This is a genomic window from Paraburkholderia graminis C4D1M (assembly GCF_000172415.1).
In the GTDB taxonomy this organism is placed as follows: domain Bacteria; phylum Pseudomonadota; class Gammaproteobacteria; order Burkholderiales; family Burkholderiaceae; genus Paraburkholderia; species Paraburkholderia graminis.
In genome coordinates, this window is the sequence record NZ_ABLD01000011.1 from 22,161 (window position 1) to 47,252 (window position 25,092).

Sequence of the window (25,092 nt, forward strand, 5' to 3'; positions counted from 1 at the left end):
AAAACGGCATCGTCCCGCATGAGACGATGCCGCTCAAAAAACACCACACGCTCGCGGGGGCTACCACACGAGTGCTCAAAAAATAGCTGCTAAGAAAGTCTTCCTCAAGATGAAAGAAGTACTTTTGTAACGACGCAGGCGGTAGTTATTACGCACGCCGTAATAGCTGTGAGCCCGCAAGCAATGCTGCATGCGGCATCAAAAAACTTACGACCAAAGAGCCGCAAAACAGCGCGTTTTACACAAGCGATGATTTGTTACAGTCCGCTGTTGCGTATAACACCGCGGAAGACCGGCCGCCGTCACCCATACGTAAGCCCGCTGAAACCAACCGGCAGGCATGAGCAACGCGTCACATCAGACCGGCTGATCCATGCAGCGACGCGTGCCGTCGGCCCCGCGCACCGGCGCGATGTGTTCGAGCGTGACCTGTGCATGGCCCGCCGCGCGAACGCCGAGCGCTTCTGCGGCGGCATACGAAAGATCGATGATGCGACCGCGCGCGAACGGCCCGCGGTCGTTGATGCGCACCACCACCGAGCGCGGCCGGCCGTGCGCCGTCACACGCACGCAAGCGCCTAGCGGCAACGTGCGATGCGCCGCCGTCAATGCATGCATGTTGTAGCGTTCGCCGCTCGCGGTTCGGCGTCCGTCGAAGAGCTTGCCGTACCATGAAGCGAAGCCCGTCTGCTGAAAGCCCTTGCCGCAGGCGCAGGCCGGCACGATGGGCGAATCGTCGGCGCTGGACTGAGTGTCGGTGTCTGCATCGGCGTCGGCATCGGCGTTCGCGTCTGCGTCTGCGTCCGCGTGCGGCTGCCGGTGCGCGTGCGGCTGCGGGGCCGACGCGAGCGGCACGCCGGCAGCGTCCGCACCGACGCCGTCGTTATGTTTCGAGCGCGATCCGCCCGCGCCTCGCAGCGTGTGAATGGCCGGGGCGTCGAAGCCCGACGGGCTTACGCCCGCGTCGGGTTGCGCGCAGCCAGCCAGCACGAGCGCGGCGCCTAACAATGCAAGCGCCGATGAAAGGCGGCCTGTCGAACAACTGCGGAAATCAGAAATCATGAGCGTCGTCGCGCGCGCCGCGCTGCGTGAACAGCGTCGCGCGTCGTGTGCGGTCTGGTGGGTTCGGGGAAACAAACGCCGGCTTAATGGCGCTTGGGAAGGTAGGCGAGCGGATCGACGGGTTTGCCGTCCTTGCGCACTTCGAAATGCACGGACGCATCGCCGGCGGCGTCCGCGGAAACTTCCGCAATGGCCTGCCCTTTCTTGACGGGCGTGCCTTCCTTGACGAGCAGCGCGCGGTTGTTGCCGTAAGCGGTCAACAAATGCGAGTCGTGCTTGACGATGATGAGCTGGCCATAACCCGCGATGCCGCCGCCCGCATAGACGACGCGGCCGCTCGCCGCGGCTTTGACCTGTTCGCCGGCGCGCGTGGCGATCGTCACGCCCTTGGTCTTGCCGGCCACGAACGGCTCGGTGACCGCGCCGCTGACGGGCCAGGCAAGCCGCGCTTTGGCGTCGGCGGCGGTGGTCAATGCGGCATCCGTGTGCTTGTCCGCTGTTGTGGCCGCGCGCTGATCCGTTGCGGCCGCAACGTTCTGCGTTGCCGCGGGCGGAGCGACGCGCAATATCTGCCCGGCACGCAGCGAGCCATCCGCGGAAAGACGATTCCATTGCGCGATCGCCGACGCGTCGCGGCCGAAGTCGTGCGCAATGGCCGTCAGCGTATCGCCCGGATTCACGCGATAAAACCCCGCGGGCACGGTCGGCGGATTCAACGCGGCCGACGCATTGCCGGCCGTCCAGGCCGAGATCGGATCGTAGGACGAACTGACCGGCGCTTCGAGCAACGGCGTGCTCGGCGAAAGCAGCGAGCAGCCGCTCAGCGCGCCGGCCAATGACCATGCGAGCAGCTTCAGAACGCGCGGCGCTGCGCATCGGGGCAAACAGATTTTCATTAACGGATGAGAAGAGATCGTGATCTTGCCGAGCGGCGTTTCAGCGCTCGCGTTTTTGTGTGTGCGCTAATGCAACCATGCAATCATGCAAATCGGCGTCGCGGCCGGATGGCGCTCTTCATGCCGATGTGAAGCGAATGCGGCGATGCGGGCCGATGCGCTCGCACCGGCCCGCTTCTTCGCAGACTCGCTAACCGACGGAAAAATTACGGCTTGGCAGGCGCTGCTTCGTCGGCTACGGGCGCGCTGTTGTCGTCGCCCTGTGCCGTCGATACCGCGTGCTTGTGTGCATGCTTATGCGCGTGCTTGTGCGCGTGCTTGTGCTGCTTCTTCGCGTGATGATGCGGGGCTACCGGCTCGCCTTCGTGCGTTGCGGCCGAAGCTGCATGCATCGGAGCCGCTTGCGGCGCGGAAGCAGCTGCGGGCGCGGAGGCTTGCGCGAAAGCGGCGATCGAGAACAGACCAGCGACGGCGGCGGCGAGAAGTTGCTTGTTCATGACGGTGTTTTCCTTAACGTATGCGTTGACTGACCGATTAATGGTCGCGTGTTCAACGAGTGCGAAAAGAAACCGTTGACGGCATCAGGTCAAACTCAGCAATCCTTGACGATTTGTGACGCCTTTGAACAGTAGCGAGTCAGATGTGACGAGATTTGAATACGATGAAAAGGCGGGCTTCTAGCGCGGCACGGCGTTTTTGAAAGACGCGCGGTTTTGATCGACACGCACGGTCGTTGCGACCGCGCGCGTCACTTCGAGCCTTCCAGTTCGGGCATCGGCGCAAAGAGCGCGTCGAGGTCGTCGTCGGAGAATTTGGCGGCGCCCGCGGCGTCTTCGGAGAGAATGCTGTCGGCGAGGCCCGCCTTCTGCTCCTGCAATTCCACGATCTTTTCTTCGATGCTGCCTGCCGCGATCAGCTTGTAGACGAACACAGGCTTGTCCTGACCGAGCCGATGCGCGCGGTCGGTGGCCTGATTCTCGGCGGCCGGATTCCACCAGGGGTCGTAGTGAATCACCGTGTCGGCGGCGGTCAGGTTCAGACCCACGCCGCCCGCCTTCAGGCTGATCAGGAACAACGGCACTTCGCCTTGCTGAAAACGCTGCACGGGCGTGACGCGGTCGGTCGTGTCGCCCGTCAGGATCACGTAGGGAATCGCGGCTTCGTCGAGCGCTTGCGCGATCAGCGACAACATGCCGGTGAACTGCGAGAACAGCAGAACGCGGCGGCCTTCGTCGATCAGTTCGGGCAGCATCGAGAGCAACAGATCGAGCTTGGCCGAACGCACCCCCTTCTCTGTTTTATCGGAAGCTCGTGCGGTCTGAGTGCTCGAACCTTCGCTAACTTCGCCGACGTTCTGAGCAGTCCGCAGCGTGCGCACGAGACGCGGATCGCAACACACCTGCCGCAACTTCAGCAGCGCATCGAGCACGATGATGTGGCTGCGCGCGAGGCCCTGCGCGCTCACCGCGGCGCGCACCCTTTCCTGCATCGCCGTGCGCACGGTTTCGTAGAGATCGCGCTGCGCGCCTTCGAGATCGACGGAACATACAATCGTCGTCTTGGCCGGCAGTTCTTTCGCGACCTCGTCCTTGCGACGCCGCAGCATGAATGGCCGAATGCGGCGCGCGAGCAACGAGCGGCGCACGCCGTCGTTATTCTTTTCGATCGGATTGCGCCAGCGGCGCGTGAAGTCCTTCTGGCTGCCGAGAAATCCGGGCAGCAGAAAATCGAACTGCGACCACAACTCGCCGAGGTGATTCTCGAGCGGCGTGCCGGTCAGACACAGACGATGGCGCGCGCTCAAACCACGGATCGCCTGCGCGGCCTTCGTCGTGGCGTTCTTCACGTACTGCGCTTCGTCGAGAATCAGCAGGTGATATTGATGTTCGGCGAGCACCTTCTGATCGCGCCACAACAACGCGTACGTCGTCAGAATCAGTTCGTGTTCGCCGATCTGCTCGAAGCGCTCTTTGCGTTGCGGGCCGTTGAGCACCAGCACTTTCAGCTCGGGTGCAAAGCGTCGCGCTTCCTCGCGCCAGTTGTGCACGAGTGTGGTCGGCACGACGATCAGCGCGGGCTTGTCGAGCCGTCCGGCCTCTTTCTCCGCGAGAATGTGCGCGAGCGTCTGCACGGTTTTGCCGAGGCCCATGTCGTCGGCGAGCACACCGGCAAGACCTTGCTCGCGCAGATACTGCATCCAGTTCAGGCCCTGCTGCTGATAAGCGCGCAATTGCGCGCGCAACGCCGCGGGCACCGGCACCTCGCGCAAACGCGGACCGGCTTGCAGACGCTCGGCGAGCTGGCGGATCGAATCGTCGCCGCGGAATTGCCAGCGGCCCGTGTCGCTCAACGCCTGCAAACGGCCTGCGTCGACGGACGGCACGCGCAGCGGCGCACCATCGGCGAGCGACCCGCCGAGCGAATCGAACAGATCGACCAGCACACGCACCACCGGTTTGAGCCGGTCGGCGCGCAGCCGCAAGCGCTTATTCTCTTCGGTCTTGAGCTCGATCGGCTCGTCGTCGGCGATGGCTTCGAGCGCGCCGCCAAGCCAGCGCCGGTCGCGCCGGAACAGATCGGCGAGCAGCGGTTCGAGCCGCACGTTGCGCTCGCCGATGCGGATGCCCATTTCCAGATCGAACCAGCCGTCGCCGGCCTGATGCGCGGTGCCGTCGATTGCATCGATCTCGATCACGTTGTAGCGGAACTCGGGCGCCATCGTCACGCGCCAGCCCTTGCTGACGAGTTCGGGCACGGCGTCGTTGACGAACGCGGACCACGCTTCGGCATCGGGCAAGCCGAGCATCGTGTCGGGTAACAGACGCGACGCGAACACGCGGCTCGTGGGCACCTTCTGCAACCCGGTCTTGCGCAGTTCCAGCAGGCGCTTTTTCTCGGCGTCGTAGCGGCGGCGAATATGGATGACGTCGCCGCCCGGCATGGGCACGAGGGTGACGCTGCTGTCCACGTTGATGCTGACGCCGTCGTAGTCGAAGCTCACGCCGGCCAGTTCGACGGCCTGGCTTTTGGCGACGTTGCCCGCCTTGCCAGGCTTGCTGGTCTTTGCAGCGAACGGCAGCGCGTGGCTGTTCAGCGTAAGCACGGGCACGGGTTCGACATCGATCACGCGAATCGCCGATGTGTCGTGGGTGGGCGGCAACGGCAACTCGGGCGCGACTTCGCGCAGCACGGACGCGACGAGCGGCGCTTCGGCCAGCGAGATCGGCGGCATCGCGAGGTAGTCGGGCAATTGCTGGAACGGCAGCGACGAGCGCACGATGCCCGCCTCCCGCGCGTCGCCATCCACGTACCAGACGGGCTCGGTCGGCAGCACCATGCTCGCGCGCGGCTCGGTGCGCAGCACGGGACGCAGACGCTGGTCGGCAAGCGGTTCCCATTCGATGCGCCCCGGCCGGTCGGCGGCGCGCGCGAGCGGCGTCGGCGCGTCATCGCCGGGCGCGAGCTTGAAGTCGAAGAAGAGGCGCCCGGTGGCGATCAGCTTTTGCAGCATTTCCGCGCCGCTCGTGCCGCGCAGAATAAATTGCCCGAAGTCTTCGCGCGAACGGCCCAGCCACAGGCCGCGCAGAATCGACAGATCTTCGTCCGACACGAACCTGGGTTGCTTGAGCAGCGCCGACTCTACATTGCCCCACGTCTCGCCGACCTCGACGATGCGGCCATCCGCATCGCAGCGCGCGCGATACAGCACGACCTCATGACGCATGTGGAAGTCGGACCAGTTGAGCCGGTAGGCCAGCGTTTCGGTGCGGGCGGCAGCCGTTTTCTGAGCGGCGGCATCGGCGGCTTCGGCGCGCGCACGGAAGCGTTCGAGCCAGCTCACGAGCTCGGGGCGCACGCCCTGCGGCGGACCGAAGCGTTCCACCGACGCACGTTGCGTTACGAGCGGCGCGCTGTCGCTGCGCTCATCATCGTCGACGCGAATGATGTGGTCCATCTCGTCGTGATACTCGAGCTCGGCGAGCAGCAGCGCGGCCACATGCTTGCAATTGCGGCCGACCGGACAACTGCAATCGCTCTGCGCCCACGGCGTGCCACCGTCCGTGCGAAAGCGCACGCGGGTTCGGTAGGGCTCGGGCTGGCTGCCCTGCACGTCGCCCGTCAGCGTGGCTCCGTGCCATTGCATGTTGGTGACCGGGCCGACCGCGCGCGCCTTGGCGACGGTGGGATCACCGAGCCACTCTGCAATCCGTTCGCGATCAAAGAAAACTGACGACATCAGCGTGCATCCTCTTCAAGCCGGCGAAGGCAAGCGGCGCGATGGAATCGATTCGGCGGACGGTGCGTTGTCTACCGCCACGATTTTTCGAAGCGTTGCTTGCCAGTGATAACCGGCCATTTTACGCGTTGGCGGGATTTGGCTGTGCGAGGTGGCGCTCGTGGGGAATGGGTTGTGGGCGGGGATTGTTAATGGCTCGCGATGCAAGTGGCAACGCGCGACGCCGCACCAATTTGGACAGCGGCGCTTATTCGCCGAGTGGGTCGTCGCTGCCCAAGGCGCTGTCTATCTGGCGGCGCGCGTCGTCGAGCGCCGCGCCGATTGCGGCCGCGCCGCGAAAACGCGAGCGGCTCTGGCGCGGCGCGGCCCACTCGCCGTTGTCCGGTTGACCGCCGTCGTCACGTTGTATTCGCGTGGTCACCGTCGAGCCGCCTGCGGGATCGTCTTCCGCGAGAACGGTCACCGTGAAACCGCGATGAGTGTGCACTTCCTGCATCCGACTGCTCCTTCCGATCGGTGAGCCGAGGTAAGACCGGCCGCACTTCTCGAGCATTAAAGGTTGGACGGATTGCCCGGATCGACCTTGCCTTTCTCGATGTTGTCCGTCTGGTCGCCGAGCTCTTTACGGTTATCGCCGGTCGTAATCTGCGCCTCGCCCTTCGCCTTGCGGCCCTCGTTTCCGGTGATCGAGCCAACGCCCTTGTTCACGAAGCCTTTGAGCTCTTCCTTGATTCCTTCACGCTGATCCTTGTTCATCTTCGTTCCTCCGGTAAAAAATCCGCCTCTTAAAGCGGTTTGGGCCAGCGCGCAACCTATGGAGGTTGCCTTGCGTTAGGCGCCATCGTTCGTCACCGGAGGCGAGCAAACCCCGTACCCGCTTCCCGCAATGCGACACGGCAATCGGATCGATTGTGAAAATCTTTTGGAATAAGCACGCGGCGCCCGTGTTTGCCCCCATGTAGACCAAAGCCGAACCGATAATCGACCGTTAATCGAAGTCACCCGAGAACCGATCCGGCTTGTCGTTATCACTGTCCCGCTGGCTAACTCATGGTCCAGCAAATTTTAAATTTATTTAGGAGTTCCTATCATGTCGAAACTGTTCGTTGCTCTTGCACTCGCCGCTGCCACGCTTGGCGCTCCCGTTCTCAGTTTTGCTCAGTCGAGCGCCCCGCTGACGCGCGCAGAAGTTCGGGCGGATCTTGTTCGCGTCGAGCAGGCGGGCTATAACCCGAGCCGAGGTGATGACGTCAACTACCCGGCTGATGTCCAGGCGGCAGAAGCCAGGATCGCCGCACAGAACGACGGGCAACTGACTACGCAAGCTGTCGGCGGTGTCGCGCAGCGTGGCACTTCCGCTGCGGGCACGCGGCTCCAGACGGCGATGAGCTCCAGCTGCGTCGGCCCGGTTAGCTACTGCAATATCTACTCCGGCAGTTAAGTGAGCCCTGCTCAGCGACTCCGTCGTGCATTGACACGCGATGTCGTTTAGCGTCGCCCGCTCTTCAAATCAAACCTTTGTCGTTGGAGTTTCAAAGTGAAGATTTTTCCTTTCGCAGTATCGACCTTGACCTTGGCCGCCAGTCTTTTGGGATCCGCTGGCGCAATGGCGCAAACCACGCAACCCGCTACGGCGCCGATCAAGAACATCGTTCTGGTTCATGGCGCGTGGGTCGACGGCTCGGGGTGGAAGCCGGTCTACGACATCCTCACCAAAGACGGTTATCACGTGACGATGGTGCAGGAGCCGCTGACGTCGCTGGACGACGACGTGGCCGCCGCGAAACGCGTCATCGATCTGCAGGATGGCCCCACCATTCTGGTCGCGCATAGCTACGGCGGCTCGGTTATCACCGAGGCGGGCGTCGATCCGAAAGTGGCCGGTCTCGTGTACGTTGCAGCGCATGCACCGGCAGTCGGCGAAGACGAAAGCGACCTGGGCAAGCAGATGCCCAGCTATACGTCGAAGCAGGCAGGCGCGATCAAGAAAACGGACGACGGCTACACCTATCTGAATCCCGCCGACTTCGCGAAGGATTTCGCGGCGGATCTGCCGCTGAAGGAAGCCGAGTTCGAATCACGCTCGCAGATTCTGACGGCCGCGAAAGTTTTCTCCGCGCCGATGAAAGTGGCCGCGTGGACCATGAAGCCGAGCTGGGGTATCGTCGCGGCCGACGACAAGATCATCAATCCGGATCTCGAACGCTTCTATTACCAGCGCGCGCATAGCCATACCACCGTGTTGGCGGGTGCAAGCCATTCGGTGTACGAGTCGCGCCCGAAGGAAGTGGCCGCGGTGATTGAAGACGCAGCAAAGCATGCGCAGCAGTAATGCATCTGGCGGCGCATGGATACGCTGCGCGTTATTCGACGCGCGCACAAGTGGCTCGAACGCGATTCAGCTTTTGCATATGAATGGCACCTCGATGGTGCGGAGTCGACATCACAGCAAAAGCACGATCGCGTTCATCGCCAGAGAGGATAGACATGCCGCGCATCACGTTCGCATGACGCGATCGTTCTCTCTCGCGAAAGGGGCCACAGTCGCACCAAAATTCCGCATTGCTAAACGGTAGCGACTAACCTACGCTTCCTAACACTTCATGTAAGCGGAGGCTCGACGGCCATCCGTTTCTCTACTGAGGACCCGGCATGAACTGTGATCCAACCGATACGGCCGTGGTCTTCATCGACCCCCAGAACGACGTGTTGAGCCCGACGGGAAAGAATTGGGGTGCGGTGGGTGCGAGCGTCACGGAAAACAGAACCGTCGAAAACATGCTGAGAATCTTCAAGGCCGCAAAAGCCGCGAAGATCAATGTATTCATATCTCCGCATTACTTCTTTCCGACCGATCGCGCGTGGAAGTTCAACGGTCCACTCGAAGCGGACGAGTTCGCAACCGGTACGTTCGCGCGAGAAGGCGCTCTGAACCTTCAGGGATTCGAAAGCTCGGGCGCGGATTGGCTGGCTGAGTTCAAACCTTACATTGATGACGGCCAGACCATCGTCGTGAGTCCGCACAAGGTCTTCGGTCCGCAAACTAATGACCTTGTACTGCAATTGCGCAAACGTCACATGAGCAAAGTCGTGCTCGGCGGCATGCTCGCCAACATGTGCGTGGAGGCGCATTTGCGGGATCTGCTCGAGCAGGGCTTTGAAGTGTCGGTCGTAGCCGATGCGACCGCGGGGCCTCGTCATCCCGTCTGGGGTGATGGCTATAAAGCGGCCATGATCAACTATGCGTTTCTCGCGCACGCGGTGGTATCCACTGACGACGTCGTCGCCGCAATGACTTGATCCTGGTGTCGGCGTCCGAACTTCCTCGCTTCACATGCCTTTCTTGCAGCGTATTTCTGTAGCTCTCACACAGTGCTGAGCCGCGGCTCGACATCCTCGAGCAAAGAAGGTGATCGCGGACCGGCCATCCGAACAAGGAGCATCGCAATGGCCAGTCCAGCCTCGAGTACTTCGTCTGCTGCCGACCGCACCGGTCCTGCCGTTCCCGTCACCTATCATCGAACCGCGGTGGTGGATGGATTGAAGATCTTCTACCGACAGGCCGGACCGCTCGACGCTCCCGTTGTGCTGCTATTGCATGGTTTTCCAACCTCGTCGCATATGTTCAGGAACCTGATTCCTGCACTCGCCGACCGCTATCACGTGATTGCACCGGACTACCCCGGCTATGGTCAGAGCGACATGCCGGATCGTGCCGAATTCGCCTACACGTTCGACCGCTACGCTGAATTAGTGGACGGCCTGCTCGACCAGCTCGGCGCGGATCGGTACGCGATGTATGTCATGGACTATGGCGCGCCCGTCGGCTGGCGGCTTGCTCTGAAGCATCCGGATCGCGTGGCGGGTTTTATCGTCCAGAACGGAAACGCCTATGACGAGGGCCTCAAGGCATTCTGGGACCCCATCAAGGCGTATTGGGCCGACGGCTCGAACGCGAGCCGCAAAGCATTGCTGCCGCTGCTCACGCTCGAGACGACCATCTTTCAATATACCGATGGCGTGTCCGACCGCACGCGTGTTTCTCCGGACAACTGGGTCCATGACCAGGCGCTGCTCGATCGCCCCGGCAATAACGACATCCAGCTCGACCTGTTCTATGACTACCGGACCAATCTGCCTCTTTACCCGAAGGTGCAGGCGTATTTCCGTGAGTTCAAGCCGCCGATGCTGATCGTCTGGGGCAAGAACGACGTCATCTTTCCGGCGGATGGCGCGTATCCGTACAAAGAGGATTTGCCGCACGTCGAGACGCATCTGCTCGACACGGGTCATTTCGCGCTCGAAGACAAGGCTGACGAGATGGTGCCGCTGATACGCGACTTCCTCGCCCGAAAGATCGACTCAAGAACGTAATTGAGGCTTGCATGGCTCAACTGCTATCGGTGAATGTCGGGCTTCCGCGCGACATCGACTGGAATGGCCGCACTGTCCACACCGGGATCTGGAAGAACCCGGTGCCGGGTCGCCGTTGGGCCAGGCGGCTGAATCTCGATGGAGACGGCCAAGGCGATCTCGCTGGACACGGCGGTGAGCAGCGAGCCGTCTTCGTCTACCAGATGGAATCGTATCGATACTGGCAGGAGCAGTTGAAACGATCGGATCTCGTCTACGGCCAGTTCGGCGAGAACTTCACGATCGAGGGAATGCCCGACTCTGCCGTGTGCATCGGCGACCGTTATCGGATCGGCGACGCACTGTTCGAGGTCAGTCAGCCACGGGTCACCTGCTACCGCGTCGGGATTCGAATGAACGAGCCGCGGATGCCCGCTTTGCTGACATCCAGCGGACGGCCGGGCTTCTACTTGCGCGTCCTGCAAGAAGGCGAAGTCGGCGCGGGCGACGAGATCGTCAAGGTCGGAGAGGCAACGGAGCGGATGACAGTCGCAGAGGTCAACGCGCTCCTCTATTCGCCCGATCATCCGCGCGATCGACTCGAACGCGCATTGCGAATCGAGGCGCTTTCGCCGGGATGGCGCTCTTCGTTCGAGGCGTTACTGCAAAGCCGCATGAGCGGCGAGGCGAGCGGTAACGCGGGTGGTAACGCGGGCGGTAACGCGGGCCTCGCGCCCGCAGCGGCGACGCATCCGGCTCCGCCCGGGTTTCGACCGCTCACAGTGGCGGCCATCGAGCCGGAGTCCGCGGACGTCCTCTCTCTCACGTTGACGAGCGCGGACGGCCAGCCGCTCCGACCCGCTCTGCCCGGCCAGTATGTGGTGCTGCGTCTTCAAAGGACCGTCGACGGCCCGCCGCTTTTTCGCAGCTACTCGCTCTCGGGTGCTGTGTCGACGGAACGCTATCGAATCAGCCCGAAGATCGAGCCGAATGGCGCGGCTGGGAACTATCTGAGGGAGCATGTGCGTGTTGGCGATGCACTCGATGTCAGCTCGCCGCGCGGGAGCTTCACTCTGCAGGAAGGACAGCGGCCCGTTGTGCTCGTCAGCGCGGGAATCGGCGCGACGCCTCTTCTGGCAATGCTCCACGCGCTGTCGACGGCCCGCTCGACGCGGCAGGTCTTGTGGATGCATGCCGCCCGCGACGCGCAGCACCATCCATTCGCCGCCGAAGCGCGCCGCCTGGTGCTGTCGCTGGCTCACGGCCGCAGTCACGTCCGTTACAGCAGGCCCGGCTTGGGCGACCGGATGGGCGAGGATTTCGACGCGACCGGTCGCCTGTCGCGAGCGGTCCTGGACGAGGTCGGCGTCCCGCGAGACGCGGACTTCTATCTCTGCGGACCGACTGTCTTCATGGCGGACATGAAAGAGGCACTCGCGGCCTTCGGCGCGCCGCCCGAACGGACTCACGTCGAAATCTTCAACGGCGGGGAGTCGATGACGCCTGGCATCGCCGGCGTACCCACGCGAGTTCCACATCCACCTGAAGACGCTGTGAACACCGGTCCGCTGGTATCGTTCGCGCGCAGTGGCATCGCCGCGCACTGGAACGCATCGGCCTATCAGAGCATTCTTGAACTCGCCGAGGCATGTGACGTGCCAGTCCGTTGGTCGTGCCGCAGCGGCGTCTGTCACAACTGCGAGAGCGGGTTGATCTCTGGGTCCGTCGCGTATGAGCCCAATCCGCTGGATTCACCTGCGGCGGGGAATGTGCTGATTTGCTGCGCGAGGCCGCATGGTGATGTGGTGATCGATATTTGAGTGGCGTGAGCGGTGGGTCGTTCGGGATGGTAAAACCGTTCTACCGATCGCGCTCCAACAGGCGGGCACGCTTGACGACACCGGACTCGATAAATTCCGAGTAGTCGGTGTTGTCGAAATACGGATATGGCATCACACGAAGGACCACCTGTTGCTGGGTGTGTATCAGTCGTCGAATGATTATTCGTTGTCGATGGTTCGTTTGCGTCTCATCAATATCAAAGACTGGCAAATCGATAAAGACATGAAATTCGACTGCGGCGCGGTCTCCACCGTCCGATCTGACAAACGTCGATTGCCCGCGCCGGATCGCCGTATGCGTGTCGCATGAGACGTGGTTCGGCCAACTCCGTACCGTCGACGCGCCCACATAAATCCTCGACAATCAGGGCTCTCGTAGTCCCGATTGACATTGATTTATGAGGCTTAGTGTGCCCCTTCTTTCGACGGTGGGAAATCAGACAACGTCTTTGCGCAGCATCTGCTTGATACTCGTTTCGATGTTTTGCTTCGCCGTTGTTGACGCACTTGGCAAGTCCGTCGCGCTCCAGTACCCGGCGAATGAAGTGACATTCTTCCGGATGCTATTTGGGTTAGTCCCTGCTATCGCGGTGTGCTTGCGTGGTCGTCCCCTGACCGACAGACTGCGAAGCATGGACGTACGCGGACAGCTTGTCAGGTCGTTGACTTTGCTTGGCGCATCGGCGTGTTTCTTCGCTGCCTTGCCTTACGCTCCGTTGAGCGAGGCGGTCGCGATCGTCTATTCAGAAACATTATTGGTTATCGTGCTCGCTCCAATGTTGCTGCAGGAAAGATTGATGCGCCGGGACGCGCTTGCGGCACTAGTCGGGTTCGTGGGTGTTCTGTTCGTAGTTCGTCCCGATGGATCTCACTCAAGTTGGCTCGGGCCGGTGCTTCTTATCGTCTCTGCAATTTTCGGCGCGTTATCGATTATTCAGATCAAGCGAATCCGGCCGACCGACGACTCCGGGACGACTGTCCTGTTTTTCACGTTTGTCGGCACAGTTGTAATGGGCGCGTCACTGCCGTTTGCATGGCGTACGCCATCGATTGAAGCTTTGGGCTTGATGGCGTGGCTTGGCGCATTCGCCACAGCAGGCCAGCTCCTGATGACCATGGCATTCCGTCAGGCCGACGCCGCAGCCCTGGCTCCGTACAATTACACCAGCATCGTCTGGGCAGTGCTGTTCGGCTACGTCTTTTGGGGCGAGACCGTCAGCGCCGTCTCGCTGGCGGGAATCGCGATGATCGTCGGAAGTTCGATAGCCGTCGCGCTACGAGGGCGGCAGGCCGAGGGACCTTCTGTTTGACGGGGCATTAAGGAAGCAGCCCTACCCCTTATTGAACACGTTCACCACCCGCGACATGGATTTCGCTGCCAGCACGAGCAGAGCGCTGGTTGGACTGTAGTCGACGTTGTACATCAGGTCGATAAAGTAGAACATGGATAGTGCGATGAGCGGGTGGTACATCGCGCGGCTTATCAGGCGTTTCATCGGCATCTCACGCTGTCTCTTTTGCACGAACCGATAAGCCACTGTGCCTAAACCGATCTGCGCAAGTCTGGTGGCGCGCCAGGATTCCGGAACCGGTGGAAGGTTTGGCTGCGAACGACGGATGACCTTGAAATGTCACGTCCCATCCTGTGACGGACTTTGCCTCGCGCAGGCCGTTGCCGTCCTGCCCGTGCGTCGACATTTTTTGCCCGATCGTCCAGGTGTTGCCGACGCTTCGCCTGCCCGTTGCAGCGCATCCAGGAAGATTGTCCGGTCCTACTGAAAAAGCGCGCCGTTTGTTGCACGCAGTTCATCCACACACATCAGGCTGCGCTCGCCACGTTGCAGTGGATGTCCGTCAACGCCGTCCGTCAATCAAGGGGACCACGATGCGCAAGCTGTTCTTCACGACAGGATCGCCCTTCGCTCGTGCCGTCCGTATCGTGCTTGTTGAGAAGGGACTCGATTTTGAGCGCGAGGAGACCTTCACGACACCCAGCGTCGAAGAGCGTGCGAAGGTCGCGCCGACGCTTCAGGTTCCTACGCTGGTCGACGGCAACCTGACGCTTTGGGATTCCGCTGTGATCATCGATTACCTCATGTCCACGTATCCAGGCGCGCCTGCGCCCCCAGGCATGGAGCCCCTGGCATCCGACTATGTGCGCGCGACGGAACGCTGGCACGACAAGCTCGTTCTCGCGACGTTACAGACGTTCGGCGTATCGACGACGATGGTGTCGCAGTTGCAGTGGTCCGGCGTCAGGCATGAAGAAAATGTTCACGCCGCGCGATGTGCGATGCGCAACCAGTATCTTCTCGACTGGTTCGAGACCCAGCTTGTCGGCGCTGACGGCGCTTTCGTCCCCGGTGTCATTTCGGCTCAGGACATCCTGCTCACCTGCGTTTGCCAGTTCATCGAAACGCGCCCATTGCGATTGTCCTGGCGCTCCCCTGCCCGACCCAGGCTTGCGTCGTTGGTCGCTCGAATGGAAAAACGACCTTCTGTGCAACAGGAAGCGGCACTCTGGTGGGAGCCGGGGGTGACATACGCGACTGCTGCCGAAGTGGAATGGGCAAAACATAAAACCATTCGTGACGGGCTGAGCTTCAGCGAATGGACGTCGCAGTCGGCAAGTTAAGGTTGTCGACAAACCGCCTGATGTTGTCCAGCACCGGTTGCTGGTCGCCCGCGAAGACCCAGTGATCCGCACCGTCGAGCCCGACGAAGCGCGCCTGCGCGATGTGGCTGGCGAGATGCCGGCCGGCGCCGATGCGAACTTGAGATCGTTCGCTATGAGAATCGGTCGCGACATCGGTTGGAGTTCGATCGGAATGGACTACGAAAAAGCAAACGGAAACCGTCGGCCGAATACGTTGGAGAGCCCTTGACCTCAAAACGAGTCCCGGTCTAACCCATTCGAGATACCAGCACTGCTCTACGCTTCCCCACCCGCCGGTACGCCCACAACCACCTCCACCCCCGCCGCCGCCAGCAATTGCCCAAGCGCCGGCGCCGGCGCCTCATCCGTCACCAGCACGTCGACGCAATCCGCGCCGAACGCGTGCAGCAGCGCGCTATGGCCGAACTTCGCGTGATCGGCGGCGACCACGCGGCGCTCGGCCTGCGCGAACGCCGCCAGCGAAAACGCGACGTCTGCCGGCAGTGCATCCATGAAATGCCCGCGCATGTCGATCGCCGTCACCGACACGATCGCGTAGCGCACGTGGAACTGGCGCAAGAAAGCCTGCACGCTGTCGCCGACTGCGGCGGCGTCGTCGGCCCGAACTTCCCCGCCCGCGATGAACACGCGGTTGCCGTTGTGCGGCGCGAGCAGCCGGGCCACTTCGATCGAGTTGGTCACGACCGTCAGCCGCGAACGCGCCACTAAGGCCCGCGCGATGTGCACGCAGGTGCTGCCGCCCTCGAGAATCAGCGAATCGCCGTCGCTCACCAGTTCGGCGATGCGCGCGCCGATGGCCCGCTTGCCGGCAAGGCTCGCGGCCATGCGCCGTTCGAACGGCGGCTCGTCGAGGCGCTCGGGCAGCATGATGCCGCCGTGAACCTTCAGCAGCAGACCCTGCTCGATCAACGGCTTGATATTGCGGCGGATGGTTTCGTCGGACACCTCGAATCGCGCGGCAAGTGCCGTGATCGTGCAGGTGCGCTGCTCGCGGACGAGCCGCAGGATTTCGGCCTGGCGTTGGGTCGAGAGCATGGAGTCGGGCGGATGAAGGGTGCGGTGAGTTTAGCAAAACGACGGGCTGATGTGGGATTTCCCACATATTTCCACAGTCGGCTGCAGAGCCCCTATTTCACGGCGTGCGGGGCGCAAGAGCGACGCCCGACGCTAGCTGCAGACCGCCCGCGTTCACAGCCGAATGTGCAAGCGGCTTCGCCGCACCTTCGCTGCATTTTTGCCAGCCGCCTTGCCAACGCCCTTCGCAATGCCCTTCCCAGCCGTTTTCCCAACCGACCTCACAGCCGTCTTCGCTGCTGTCCCGGGCGGAAGATAACTCGCCCTCAGACTGATCCGAGCGCACGTCGATCGCTCACCTACCGCCAAAATACGACCACCACATGACACCACCCCAACCACCACAAAGCCTCACCTCTCACGTTGCATTCCGTGCACTTATACGGCAATCTACGCACACCAACGCCACCAACAACCACATATGTCCACACCTCTCTCCCAACAAACCCGCGTCGTCATCATCGGCGGCGGCATTATCGGCTGCTCGGTCGCCTACCACCTGACCAGGCTCGGCTGGGCCGACGTCATCCTCCTCGAACAAGGCCAGCTCTCTTGCGGAACGACATGGCACGCAGCCGGCCTCGTCGGGCAGTTGCGCGCGCAGGAAAGCATGACGAAGCTGATCCGCTATTCGACCGCGCTTTACGCCGAACTCGAAGCGGACACCGGCCTTGCCACCGGCTGGAAGCAATGCGGCTCGCTGTCGGTGGCCCGCACGGCCGAGCGGATGACGCAACTCAAGCGCACCGCCGCCGTGGCCCGCGCGTACGGCGTCACGTGCGAGGTGATCGGCGCGCGCGAAGCCGGCGACCTGTGGCCGGTCATGCGCACCGACGACCTGCTCGGCGCCGTCTGGCTGCCGGGCGACGGCAAGGCCAACCCAACCGATCTCACGCAGGCGCTCGCCCGCGGCGCTCGCATGCGCGGCGCGCGCATCGTCGAAAACACCCGCGTCACAGCGATCCACACGCGCGACACGCACGGCTCTCGCGAAGCAACCGGCGTCGCGTGGCGCAACAAGGACGGCGACGAAGGCTCGATTAGCGCGGACATCGTCGTGAATTGCGCGGGCCAGTGGGCCAAAGCCGTGGGCCGACTGTGCGGCGTCACGGTGCCGCTGCACTCGGCGGAGCACTACTACATCGTCACGGATCGCATCGAGGGCGTGCACCCCGATCTGCCGGTCATGCGCGATCCCGACGGCTTCATCTATTTCAAGGAGGAAGTGGGCGGCCTCGTGATGGGCGGTTTCGAGCCCGACGCCAAACCGTGGGGCATGAACGGCATTCCGGAGAACTTCGAATTCCAGCTTCTACCCGACGACTGGAATCAGTTCGAAATCCTGATGACTAACGCGCTGCAACGCGTGCCCGCGCTCGAAACCGCACAGGTCCGCCAGTTCTACAACGGACCCGAATCGTTCACGCCCGACAACAACTTCATGCTCGGCGAAGCGCCTGAATTACGGCGCTTTTTCGTCGGCGCGGGCTTTAACTCGATGGGCATCGCTTCGGCGGGCGGCGCGGGCATGGCGTTGGCCGAATGGATCGTCGCGGGCGAGCCGACCATGGATTTGTGGCCCGTCGATATTCGCCGCTTCGCGCGCTTTAACGGCAACGACGCGTGGCTGCACGATCGCGTGAAAGAGACGCTCGGCCTGCACTATGCAATGCCGTGGCCGAATCGCGAACTCGACAGCGCGCGGCCGTTGCGCCGCTCGCCGCTGTACGCGCTGCTGCGCGAGGACGGCGCGTGCTTCGGCAGCAAGATGGGTTGGGAGCGCGCCAACTTTTTCGCGCCGACGCCCGGCGAAGCGCGCGTCGACTACACATTCGGTCAGCCGGACTGGCTGCGTGCAAGCGGCGCCGAACACCGCGCCTGCCGCGAAGGCGTGGCGCTTTTCGACATGACGTCGTTCTCCAAATTCCTGGTCAAAGGACGCGACGCGCAAAGCGTGCTGCAAAGCCTCGTCACGAACGACGTCGACGTACCGCCCGGCACGGCCGTCTATACCGGCATGCTCAACGAACGCGGCAATTACGAATCGGACTTCACGCTCACGCGCATCGCCGCGGACCAGTACCTGCTCGTCACCGGCACCGCGCAAACCACGCGCGACTTCGACATGATCGAGAGAGCGATTCCGCGCGACAAACATTGCGTGCTCGTCGACGTGACCAGCCAATATGCGGTGCTCGCCGTGATGGGCCCGCGCTCGCGCGAACTGCTGCAAAGCGTATCGAAAGCGGACTGGCGCAACGAAGCGTTCGCGTTCGGCCAAAGCCGCGAGGTCGACATCGGCTATGCGACGGTGCGCGCAACGCGCCTCACCTACGTCGGCGAACTGGGCTGGGAACTGTACGTGCCGGTCGAATTCGCCGTCGGCGTGTACGAGGCGTTGCGCGAAGCGGGCAAAGCGTTTGGCCTCGTGAATGCAGGCTACTACGCGATCGACTCGCTGCGGATCGAAAAAGGCTACCGCGCATGGGGCCGCGAACTCACGCCGGACACGAATCCGTTCGAAGCCGGCCTCGCGTTCGCGTGCAAGCTCGACAAGGACATTCCGTTCCGCGGCCGCGACGCCCTGCTGAAACTGCGCGACGAGCCGCTGCGCCGCCGCATGGTCGTGCTGAGCGCGGACGGCGCCGCGGATCGCATGCTATGGGGCGGCGAAGCGATTTTGCGCGACGGCAAGCCAGTCGGCTTCGTGAGCTCGGCGGCGTTCGGCCACACGCTCGGCTGCCCGGTCGCGATGGGCTACGTGAACAATCCCGATGGCGCAGCCGACACCGCGTATCTGACGAGCGGCGCCTACGCGATCGACGTGGCCGGCGAATCGCTGCCGGCCACGCTTCACCTGAAGGCGCCGTACGACCCGCGCGGCGAACGCGTGCGCGCGTAGCCAGGCGTTTGTTCACGAGCCGCGCCGCTCCTCGGCGCGCGCCGCGGTTCAATTCATGCTGTCCGTCGACGCGCTTTCGCTTGCCATGCGGCTTGCCGCCGCTTCGGCGGCGAGCGCCAGCTTGTGCTGCTCGACCTGATGCGCGAACACGGGGCTGACATCCGGGTACGATGCGTCGGTCACGTAGTCGAGGCCGTTCTGTTGTGCCTCGATCAGTTCCTGGTAGACCTGGGCGCGCGTTTTTCCTTCCGCGAAAACATTCGACGATGCGGCGAGGACGACGACGGACAATGCGGCGAAAGCGATCTTCTTCATGATGAACTCCGGTGAGTTGTGTGCGGGTTTGCATCAGGGAGAACCACGCTTTGCCGGCTTTTATTCCTGGGCGCGGCGCAAGTAAAAAACATTTCCGCGCGACGGAATAAAGCGCGCCGCGAACCGGTTTGCCCGGGTCTGGACGACGCCTTGCTCACGCGGTAAAAGAACTTCTGAAAGACGCCGCGCGAGCGGAATAAACCGGCGTACAACCGTGTTTGCACCTCAACAGCCGAACCCCGGCCGGAGAACTTGCATCATGAAACCGACCGACGCCCCCGCCGATTCACCGCTTTCCGAAGCCGACGTTCAAGCCTACGCCGACGGCACGCTGTCGCCGGCGCGCGCCGCGTTTTTGCGCGACTATCTGGGCCGCGATCCCGCGGAAGCCCGCCGCGTCGCCTTTTACGGCTCGCTTAACGAGCAGATTCAGCGTTCGTTTCAGACCGCCGACGAACCCGCGTCCACGGCGTTCAAAGCCCGGCGCGGCGCGGCGAGCCGCTGGCGCAACGCTGCCGGCAGGCCGCGTGTGCGCAAGGCGGTCAGAGCGCTGGTCGCCGTCGTCGTCGCGTGTGCGGCGGTGAGCGGCTGGTTTGCGGCGACCCAGGTGACGCAGCAGGCGCTCAACAATGCCGCCGTGATGGCGCTGGCGGAAACGGTGGCCGCTCCTTATCCGGCGGCATCGCCGACTCGCCGGGAGCCGTCCGCGCCCGACCTCGAGGCGATCGGGCTGCGGCTCGTCGATGAGCGCGTGCTGTCGCTCGGCCTGTTGCAGCGCGCCACCGCATTCGTCTACCTAAACGGCGACAACCAGCCGGTGATCCTGCTGTCGACGCTCGCCCTGCTCGCGCCTGCGCAGCCGCAGTGGTCCGCGCGCCGCATCGGCGATGTGCGTCTGTTGACGTGGACCGCGCAGCGGCAACGCTTCGTGGTCGCGGGCGACGCGCGCACGCACGGCCTGATGCGCGCCGCCGACGTCATGACGATGCCATGAACGCCCACGCAGTCGTACACGCGCTATGACTCGCCGCATCGACGGGAATAGAATCCGCTCACGCGTGTTCGCCCTACAACCGCCCTACAACACGAGCGACGCTCCGACGCAGCGCCGCGCTTCCTGCCCACGAGAGGCCCCATGACCGGGATCAAGAATGGATGTCCGTGACGAGTTGATGGAACACGTGCCGCGCTTGCGGCGCTACGCGCGGGCGCTGATCAACAATCGCGACCTCGCGGACGATCTGGTGCAGGACACGCTGGAACGCGCGCTCGGCCGCACCGGCATGTTCCAGCCCGGCACCGACCTGCGTGCATGGCTCTTTACGATCATGCACAACGTGTTCGCCAATCAGGCGCGCAAGGCATCGTCGCGCGCGGTCCATGTGGCGGTCGACGACGAAAGCGTTCACGAAGCCGAGTTCGCCGTGCCGGCGCCGCAGACGCGCTCGCTGGAAATGCGCGATCTCGACTACGCGTTGCAGCGTCTGCCGGTCGACCAGCGCGAAGTGGTGCTGCTCGTCGGCCTCGAGGAAATGAGCTATGCCGACGTCGCGCTCGCGCTGAACGTGCCCATCGGCACGGTCATGTCGCGGCTTTCGCGCGGACGCGAACGGCTTCGGGCATTGATGGCGGGCAGCCAGCCCGGTGCGAAATTACAGGTGGTGCGATGAGCGACCAACATACCCCGATCACTGAAGAAGAGCTGCATGCTTACGTGGACGGCACGCTGTCCGACGAACGGCGCGCCGACGTCGAGCGCGCGCTCGAACAGAATCCCGAACTGGCCGCGCGCATCAGCGATTATTTTTCGCTGAACAGCCTGTTCCACGATCGCTACGACCGCGTGTTGAACGAACCCGTGCCGAAGCGCTTGCAGCCGGCCGCGCCGCCGCATTCGCGCCGCTCGCGCATCGCCGCCAACTGGCCGCAATTCGCGGGGATGGCGGCGGCGCTGGTGATGGGCGTCGGCATCGGCGTCGGCACGCATATGGGGCAGGACGCGATGCAGTCGGTGGCGGGCTTCTCCGTGGGTTCGTCGACGGGTTCTTCCAATACGCGCCCGGTGAGCGCGGACCGAGCCGAGGTGTTCGCCCGCCAGGCTGCGGTTGCGCACGTCGTGTATATGCCGGAGGTCGACCGCCCTACCGACATGAGCGCCGATCACGAGCAGGATTTCGTGCAGTGGCTCGCGAACCGTCTCGGCACCAACGTCCATCCGCCGATGCTGGCGAAGCAAGGCTTCTCGCTCTCCGGCGGGCGCCTGCTGCCCGGCCCGGACGGCCAGATGGCCCAGTTCATGTATCGCGGACCGAAGGGCGAACGGGTGACGCTGTGCATCTCGCGCCGCCAGGTGAATGCGAACACCACGGCGTTCAAGCTGTACCAGGACGGACCCGTCAACGTGTTCTACTGGGTCGACGGCGACTTCGGCTATGCGGTGTCAGGCGGCATCGACCGCAAGCAGTTGCTGCAGCTCTCGCATGACGTGTACGCACAATTGACCGGCGCGACGCAGACGGATTGATGCGCCTGCGCTGGTGAACCACCGCGCACGTCAGCGCGCGGCCGACTTCACCAGTTCGCGCGGCGTCACGCCGAGCAGCCGCCCGATCCAGTGCGCCATGTGGCTCTGGTGCGAGAAGCCGGCCTCCAGTGCAATCTGGCTCGCGGAGAGCCGGCCTTGCAGCAGCATCGTTCGCGCGCGTTCGACGCGCCGCTGCACCACGTACTGATGCACCGGCACGCCGAGCGTCGCGCGAAACAGCACCTTGAAATGCGGCACGCTCAGATCCGCCTGCGCCGCGAGTTCGCTCAGCGTGAGACGGCGGTCGAGATGCGCTTCGATGAAGTCCGTCACGCGCGCCGCCGTTCTCGGAGCGAGCGTGCGCTCCTTGCCGTCGAGCGACGGCGCCCCGCCGATCAGCCGCACCACCATCGCCGTGCACAGGCTTTCGGCGTATAGCGGATCGGACGCGTCGTCGGCTTCCAGTTCGGCGCGCAACGCCCACGCGAGATGCTGGAAGCGCGCATCGCGCATCTGGAATTGCGGGCGAATCTGCGCGTCGCTTGCCTTGACTGCCAGTTGCTCGGCCGTCTTGCGCGCGAATTCCTCGCCGATCCAGACGCTGAAAATCGTGCAGGCCGATTCGTCGCTCCATTGGCCGTCGAGTCCCGCGGGAATCACGTCGGCGTCGCCGTGCGCCTGAATGCGCGAGTGCGGCTTCTCGTTGCAAAGACAATGCGCTCTGACCGGCCCGCCCACATGCACGCCGACCCGATGATGCTTGAGCGCCGGTATCCGGTGCAAACCCGCCGACACGTTGACCAGCTCCGCGCCGAAGCCTTGCCAGCCGAGCGTTTTGCTCGAGCGCAGCGCGATGCGGGAGCCGCTGTGCGCGGGCGGAATCTGAGTCGGGACAGGTATGACGGCGTTCATCGTTTGTCTCGCGGATGGCAGTCGATCTGCGGGCATTGTGCCGGGTTTTTCGCGGCTTCGCTCGATGGACGGCCATCGTCAAACGACCATCCGAATCTGTTCATTTGCATCCGCGCATGCGCGTTTTTTGCAGCACCTGTCCTTATGATCGGGCCATGACGATCCAATAAGGAGCCTCACGTGTTCGTGATTTTTGGAGCAGGCGGCAAGGTGGGCAACGCAAGCGCGGCTGCGTTGCGGCGCGCGGGCTGCGCTGTGCGTGCCGTGGTCCGCAACGCCGCGCAGGCCGCGCCGCTCATCGAGCTGGGTTGTGAGGTGGCGATCGCCGATCTGCACGATCCGGCGTCCGTAGCGCGCGCCATCGACGGCGCGCACGCGGTGCAGATGCTGTGTCCGGTGCCGCGCGATCACGACGACCCGGCGAGCGCGATGCGCCGCATGATCGACGCCAGTGTCGACGCGTTGCGCGCGAATCCGCCGCAACATGTGCTCGCGCTTTCGGATTACGGCGCCGAGCACGCGAGCGCGACGGGCATCACCACGCTGTTCCACTACCTGGAGACGCGGCTCGGTACGCTCGACACTCGCCTGACGTTTCTGCGCGCCGCCGAGCATATGCACAACTGGGCGCGCGTGCTGCCGGTCGCGTTGGCGAAGGGCGTGCTGCCGAGCCTGCATCATCCGCTGGACAAGCGCTTTCCTACCGTGGCCGCGCAGGATGTCGGCGCGCTGGCGGCTCAACTGCTGATGGACGGCAAGCCGCCACGGCATTCGCCGCGCGTGGTGAGCATCGAAAGCGAACAGCGGGTGAGCGTGATCGACGTCGCGCGCACGATTGCCGATCTCGCCGGCCGCACAGTCACCGCCCACGCGGTGCCGCGCGAGCAATGGGCGGCGATGCTCGCCGGAGCCGGTCTCGGCGACGGACACGCGCGGCTGATCGTCGATCTCTACGACGCGCATAACGCCGGCTGCATCGACGTGCAAGACGGCGTCGGCGAACGGCGTTTCGGTCCGACGACGCTGACGCAGGCGTTAGCGGCAATCGTGCCGCGCGGCGCAGCGCTCAGCGCCTGACGGGAGGATCGATATGTCGACCTGTGTTCTACGGCATGCAACGAGCAAGCGACGCGTGAATACGAGCCGCCTGCTCGCCGTCGCGTTGGCGCTGGCGGGGCTGATCGGCTGGCGCGCGGTTCGCGATCTCCTTGCCGCGATTCCCGACAGCAACGACGACTTCGGCTTGTTTTAGCGCCGAAGCAATGACCTCAGCCCGCGAACGACTGTCCGCACCGCGCGGGCGCTTGCGCATTGCATCGCGCCGCGACACCACGCCCCACGTCTTAAAACTCGCGCAACCCTCAGCACTGGATTAAACTTTGGCGGCTCGTTCGGCCGCCGCGCTCAAAGTTTGGTTCACCGAACGACTTATCGGCTAAATCTTTCTCCCCTATTGCCGTTAACGAGGTGAAAGGTTCTTAAGTTTGCGTCGGGTGCATGGAAGTCATAAATTCAAGACGGTGGGCGCCGCGGGGCCGGAACAGGTGGATCGCCGCAGCCGCGGCACTCGGTGCCGCCGCGATCATCAGAGCGATCCTGCATCCGCTGCTCGGGCCGTTCATGCCCGGCACTGCTTTTCTGATCGCCGCGGTGCTCGTCGAGTACTACTGCGGCCTCGCGCCCGCGTTATGCGTGATGCTGCTCGGGCTTTGCCTTGCCGATTATCTTTTCGTGCCGCCGTACGGCCACATCGACGTGATCGACGCGTCGGATCTGCATCTGCTGATCTCGTACCCTCTGCTCACGATTCTCATCATCAGCCTGGTTGAACGTTTGCGGCGCGCGCAGTATCGCGCCGAACTGCTTGCGGCCGTCGCGCAGTCGCGCTACGAAATGCTGCTGCGCCATGACAACGAGCGGCTGCTTGCCCGCCGGGCTACCGATGAAATGCACCGCATGCTGCGTCATATCGCGCAGTACAACCGCTCGCTGATTCTCATCAAGGCGCTCGATCCGGCCAACAGCTTGCCGCCCGGCAGCTTCGTGGCCGCGGCCGCCACGGCAACACCCCATGCCCTCGTCGACGACGCATCGTTGCACGCGGGCATCGCCTATTGCGCGAAGCACACGCAAGTGCACGAGGAGGATCTCGCACACGTGCGCGTCCATCTGACGCCGGGCCATCACCGTATGCGTTTTCTCTCCGGCACCCGCGACGACTGGCGGCCGGTCGAATGCGTGTGCGATCGCTTCACCACGTCGTCCGGTGAATTCCTGGTTTTGCGCGCGGATGACTGAC

General features: G+C 63.4%; 24 protein-coding genes. 14 read left to right on the top strand and 10 right to left on the bottom strand.

Annotated features, from left to right (window positions below):
* Positions 1-357: 357 nt before the first annotated feature.
* The 6 genes from BGRAMDRAFT_RS18340 to BGRAMDRAFT_RS18365 all read right to left on the bottom strand — a co-directional run bounded on the left by BGRAMDRAFT_RS18340 (position 358) and on the right by BGRAMDRAFT_RS18365 (position 6,951).
* A complete protein-coding gene (locus BGRAMDRAFT_RS18340) occupies positions 358-1,062 on the bottom strand; it encodes a septal ring lytic transglycosylase RlpA family protein (protein WP_006050301.1) in 705 nt (234 codons plus the stop codon).
* A gap of 83 nt (positions 1,063-1,145) precedes the next feature.
* Complete coding sequence (locus BGRAMDRAFT_RS18345) at positions 1,146-1,958, bottom strand: peptidoglycan DD-metalloendopeptidase family protein (RefSeq protein ID WP_006050302.1); 813 nt, start codon at positions 1,956-1,958, stop codon at positions 1,146-1,148.
* A 206-nt stretch (positions 1,959-2,164) separates the two neighbouring features.
* A complete protein-coding gene (locus BGRAMDRAFT_RS18350) occupies positions 2,165-2,455 on the bottom strand; it encodes a hypothetical protein (protein WP_006050303.1) in 291 nt (96 codons plus the stop codon).
* A gap of 251 nt (positions 2,456-2,706) precedes the next feature.
* The gene (locus BGRAMDRAFT_RS18355; protein WP_006050304.1) at positions 2,707-6,195 is read right to left on the bottom strand and encodes a DEAD/DEAH box helicase; all 3,489 of its coding nucleotides are present in this window, start codon (positions 6,193-6,195) and stop codon (positions 2,707-2,709) included.
* A gap of 247 nt (positions 6,196-6,442) precedes the next feature.
* Entirely contained in the window at positions 6,443-6,691 is a 249-nt protein-coding gene (locus BGRAMDRAFT_RS18360) for a hypothetical protein (protein ID WP_006050306.1), read from the bottom strand.
* A 56-nt stretch (positions 6,692-6,747) separates the two neighbouring features.
* Complete coding sequence (locus tag BGRAMDRAFT_RS18365) at positions 6,748-6,951, bottom strand: CsbD family protein (RefSeq protein ID WP_006050307.1); 204 nt, start codon at positions 6,949-6,951, stop codon at positions 6,748-6,750.
* A 334-nt stretch (positions 6,952-7,285) separates the two neighbouring features.
* Here BGRAMDRAFT_RS18365 and BGRAMDRAFT_RS18370 point away from each other — a divergent pair, with 334 nt between their 5' ends.
* The 6 genes from BGRAMDRAFT_RS18370 to BGRAMDRAFT_RS18400 all read left to right on the top strand — a co-directional run bounded on the left by BGRAMDRAFT_RS18370 (position 7,286) and on the right by BGRAMDRAFT_RS18400 (position 13,699).
* Positions 7,286-7,636 carry a DUF4148 domain-containing protein gene (locus tag BGRAMDRAFT_RS18370; RefSeq protein ID WP_006050308.1) on the top strand — a complete coding sequence of 117 codons (351 nt, stop codon included), beginning with the start codon at positions 7,286-7,288 and terminating at the stop codon, positions 7,634-7,636.
* A gap of 165 nt (positions 7,637-7,801) precedes the next feature.
* On the top strand, positions 7,802-8,527 hold the full coding sequence (locus BGRAMDRAFT_RS18375) for an alpha/beta fold hydrolase (protein ID WP_232292293.1): 726 nt from the start codon (positions 7,802-7,804) through the stop codon (positions 8,525-8,527).
* Between the two features lie 320 nt (positions 8,528-8,847).
* Positions 8,848-9,495 carry an isochorismatase family protein gene (locus BGRAMDRAFT_RS18380; protein WP_006050310.1) on the top strand — a complete coding sequence of 216 codons (648 nt, stop codon included), beginning with the start codon at positions 8,848-8,850 and terminating at the stop codon, positions 9,493-9,495.
* 147 nt (positions 9,496-9,642) lie between these two features.
* Positions 9,643-10,569, top strand: coding sequence for an alpha/beta fold hydrolase (locus BGRAMDRAFT_RS18385; RefSeq protein ID WP_006050311.1), 927 nt, complete (start codon positions 9,643-9,645; stop codon positions 10,567-10,569).
* A gap of 11 nt (positions 10,570-10,580) precedes the next feature.
* Complete coding sequence (locus BGRAMDRAFT_RS18390; RefSeq protein ID WP_006050312.1) at positions 10,581-12,368, top strand: MOSC and FAD-binding oxidoreductase domain-containing protein; 1,788 nt, start codon at positions 10,581-10,583, stop codon at positions 12,366-12,368.
* 419 nt (positions 12,369-12,787) lie between these two features.
* The gene (locus BGRAMDRAFT_RS18400) at positions 12,788-13,699 is read left to right on the top strand and encodes a DMT family transporter (RefSeq protein ID WP_044021346.1); all 912 of its coding nucleotides are present in this window, start codon (positions 12,788-12,790) and stop codon (positions 13,697-13,699) included.
* A 21-nt stretch (positions 13,700-13,720) separates the two neighbouring features.
* Here the strand turns inward: BGRAMDRAFT_RS18400 and BGRAMDRAFT_RS35010 are convergent, their stop codons facing one another.
* Entirely contained in the window at positions 13,721-13,885 is a 165-nt protein-coding gene (locus BGRAMDRAFT_RS35010) for a hypothetical protein (protein ID WP_167450670.1), read from the bottom strand.
* A 389-nt stretch (positions 13,886-14,274) separates the two neighbouring features.
* On the opposite strand from BGRAMDRAFT_RS35010, the gene BGRAMDRAFT_RS18410 reads away from it, so the two are divergent.
* Entirely contained in the window at positions 14,275-15,024 is a 750-nt protein-coding gene (locus BGRAMDRAFT_RS18410; protein ID WP_006050316.1) for a glutathione S-transferase family protein, read from the top strand.
* Between the two features lie 61 nt (positions 15,025-15,085).
* Entirely contained in the window at positions 15,086-15,274 is a 189-nt protein-coding gene (locus tag BGRAMDRAFT_RS34570; protein WP_044021349.1) for a hypothetical protein, read from the top strand.
* A 47-nt stretch (positions 15,275-15,321) separates the two neighbouring features.
* Here the strand turns inward: BGRAMDRAFT_RS34570 and BGRAMDRAFT_RS18420 are convergent, their stop codons facing one another.
* Positions 15,322-16,101: a DeoR/GlpR family DNA-binding transcription regulator gene (locus BGRAMDRAFT_RS18420; protein WP_006050317.1), complete on the bottom strand. Its 780-nt coding sequence runs from the start codon at positions 16,099-16,101 to the stop codon at positions 15,322-15,324.
* Between the two features lie 460 nt (positions 16,102-16,561).
* Here BGRAMDRAFT_RS18420 and BGRAMDRAFT_RS18425 point away from each other — a divergent pair, with 460 nt between their 5' ends.
* Entirely contained in the window at positions 16,562-19,042 is a 2,481-nt protein-coding gene (locus BGRAMDRAFT_RS18425; RefSeq protein WP_006050318.1) for a GcvT family protein, read from the top strand.
* 48 nt (positions 19,043-19,090) lie between these two features.
* Here the strand turns inward: BGRAMDRAFT_RS18425 and BGRAMDRAFT_RS18430 are convergent, their stop codons facing one another.
* The gene (locus BGRAMDRAFT_RS18430; protein WP_006050319.1) at positions 19,091-19,357 is read right to left on the bottom strand and encodes a DUF4148 domain-containing protein; all 267 of its coding nucleotides are present in this window, start codon (positions 19,355-19,357) and stop codon (positions 19,091-19,093) included.
* A gap of 259 nt (positions 19,358-19,616) precedes the next feature.
* Between BGRAMDRAFT_RS18430 and BGRAMDRAFT_RS18435 the strand changes: the two genes are divergently transcribed.
* From BGRAMDRAFT_RS18435 to BGRAMDRAFT_RS18445, 3 genes are all read left to right on the top strand, one after another.
* Positions 19,617-20,351, top strand: coding sequence for an anti-sigma factor family protein (locus tag BGRAMDRAFT_RS18435; RefSeq protein WP_006050320.1), 735 nt, complete (start codon positions 19,617-19,619; stop codon positions 20,349-20,351).
* 157 nt (positions 20,352-20,508) lie between these two features.
* Positions 20,509-21,027, top strand: a complete 519-nt coding sequence (locus tag BGRAMDRAFT_RS18440; protein ID WP_006050321.1) for a sigma-70 family RNA polymerase sigma factor — start codon at positions 20,509-20,511, stop codon at positions 21,025-21,027.
* The gene (locus BGRAMDRAFT_RS18445) at positions 21,024-21,881 is read left to right on the top strand and encodes an anti-sigma factor family protein (RefSeq protein WP_006050322.1); all 858 of its coding nucleotides are present in this window, start codon (positions 21,024-21,026) and stop codon (positions 21,879-21,881) included. Before BGRAMDRAFT_RS18440 ends, BGRAMDRAFT_RS18445 begins: the two co-directional genes overlap by 4 nt.
* A gap of 30 nt (positions 21,882-21,911) precedes the next feature.
* Here the strand turns inward: BGRAMDRAFT_RS18445 and BGRAMDRAFT_RS18450 are convergent, their stop codons facing one another.
* Positions 21,912-22,793, bottom strand: coding sequence for an AraC family transcriptional regulator (locus tag BGRAMDRAFT_RS18450; RefSeq protein WP_006050323.1), 882 nt, complete (start codon positions 22,791-22,793; stop codon positions 21,912-21,914).
* Positions 22,794-22,973: 180 nt separating this feature from the next.
* On the opposite strand from BGRAMDRAFT_RS18450, the gene BGRAMDRAFT_RS18455 reads away from it, so the two are divergent.
* On the top strand, positions 22,974-23,870 hold the full coding sequence (locus BGRAMDRAFT_RS18455; protein WP_006050324.1) for an NmrA family NAD(P)-binding protein: 897 nt from the start codon (positions 22,974-22,976) through the stop codon (positions 23,868-23,870).
* Positions 23,871-24,290: 420 nt separating this feature from the next.
* Positions 24,291-25,091, top strand: a complete 801-nt coding sequence (locus tag BGRAMDRAFT_RS18460; RefSeq protein WP_006050326.1) for a DUF4118 domain-containing protein — start codon at positions 24,291-24,293, stop codon at positions 25,089-25,091.
* The last annotated feature ends 1 nt before the right edge of the window (position 25,092 follow it).